The organism is Paenarthrobacter sp. NCHU4564 (assembly GCF_052156435.1).
In the GTDB taxonomy this organism is placed as follows: domain Bacteria; phylum Actinomycetota; class Actinomycetes; order Actinomycetales; family Micrococcaceae; genus Arthrobacter.
On the sequence record NZ_JBQLIS010000053.1, the window covers coordinates 1 to 1,124 of the forward strand.

At 60.9% G+C, this 1,124-nt stretch carries 1 protein-coding gene; it reads left to right on the forward strand.

Annotated features, from left to right (window positions below; genetic code table 11):
• The coding region (locus tag ACSVIE_RS21055) for an MFS transporter (protein ID WP_442425153.1) at window positions 1-1,124 on the forward strand (1,124 nt) is incomplete at both ends.

The window sequence follows — 1,124 nt, forward strand, 5'->3', positions numbered from 1 at the left end:
TTTGGTAGCTTCATTGGGACCGCCATTGAGTGGTACGACTTTTATCTTTACGGGACGGCGGCGGCGCTGATCTTTCCGCAGTTGTTTTTCCCGTCTTATTCTTCGCTAACCGGTACGATACTGGCACTGCTGACCTACGCGGCAGGTTTCGTGTCCCGGCCGCTGGGCGGCATCATCATGGGCCATTTCGGGGACCGGATTGGCCGCAAGGCCATGTTGGTGACCTCGTTGCTGATCATGGGTGTCTCGACCGCCCTGATCGGGGTGTTGCCCACGTACGAGGCCATTGGTGTGTGGGCGCCGCTGCTGCTCCTGACTCTGCGCGTCGTTCAAGGCGTTGGCTTGGGCGGGGAATGGGGAGGCGCTGTCCTGGTGGCCGTCGAGCATGCTCCTGCCCGTCGGCGGGGCGTGTTTGGTGCCTGGCCCCAGGTCGGTGCTCCGGCGGGTCTGCTCCTGGCAAACGGTGTTTTCACGTCGTTGAATCTGTCGTTGTCCAACGAGGCCTTCATGGCCTGGGGTTGGCGGATCGGGTTCCTGTCCTCGATTGCGCTTATCGCGGTCGGGCTGGTCATCCGGTTGAAGATGGAAGAGACACCGGATTTCAAGAAAGTTCAGGACAGCGGACAAATCGCCAAGTTCCCGCTTGTTCAGGTCCTTCGCCGGCAATGGCGCCAGGTTCTGCTTGCTATCGGTGTGAAGCTTTCGCAGGTTTCCATCTTCTACATCCTGACGGTCTTTTCCCTCACGTACGTCACGACGGTTTTGGATCTGCCCCGGACGGTCGCTCTGGTCGGGGTGCTCGCAGCATCCGGGGTCAGCCTGTTCACCACGTTGATCTCGGGGTGGCTTTCGGACGAGTACGGCAGGCGCCGGGTCTACCTGGTCGGAGCAATCCTCAGTGGCGTCTTCGCGTTCCCGTTTTTCTTCCTCATGGACACCCAAAGCGCGGTCCTTATCAGCATCGCCATTATTGCCGGCATGATCTTCCATGACCTGATGTACGGGCCGCAAGCGGCCATGATGACCGAACTGTTCGAGCCCGAACACCGCTACACCGGCGCTTCGCTCGGCAGCCAGTTCGCGTCCACCCTCGCCGGCGGTCTCTCCCCCGTCCTGGCCGTGCT